The organism is Lysinibacillus sp. FW301-JW8, assembly GCF_058788755.1.
On sequence record NZ_JBYTBB010000156.1, the window covers coordinates 1 to 623 of the forward strand.

The window sequence follows — 623 nt, forward strand, 5'->3', positions numbered from 1 at the left end:
GACTACTTAGTAGATCATCCAAAAACACGCTTCATCAGCTTCACAGGTTCACGTGATGTAGGCTTACGTATTAACCAACGTGCCTCTGTCCTAAATGACGGTCAAATTTGGATCAAACGTGTGATCGCTGAAATGGGCGGTAAAGATACAATCGTTGTGGATAAGGAAGCAGATCTAGAGCTAGCTGCACAATCCATCGTGAAATCAGCATTTGGCTTCTCTGGTCAAAAATGTTCAGCATGTTCACGTGCGGTGATTGTAGAGGATGTTTATGATCAAGTAGTAGATCGTGTTGTAGAATTAACAAACGCTTTAACAGTAGGTGATCCAACAGATTACAGTAACTTCATGGCGACTGTGATTGACCAAGCAGCATTCAATAAAATTACAGAGTACATCGAAATTGGTAAAGGCGAAGGTCGTCTAGTTGCAGGTGGTACTGCGGATGATTCAGTTGGTTACTTCGTACAACCAACAGTATTTGCAGACGTAGATGCCTCTGCACGTGTGATGAAAGAAGAAATCTTCGGACCAGTTGTAGCGATTGCAAAAGCGAAAGATTTCGATCAAGCAATTGAAATTGCGAACGATACAGAATATGGATTAACAGGTGCAGTCATTAC

1 protein-coding gene is annotated in these 623 nt (G+C 41.9%); it reads left to right on the forward strand.

Translation table 11 applies throughout. The features are described from left to right. The coding region (locus AC3WOM_RS26700) for an aldehyde dehydrogenase family protein (protein ID WP_492449221.1) at nucleotides 1–623 on the forward strand (623 nt) is incomplete at both ends.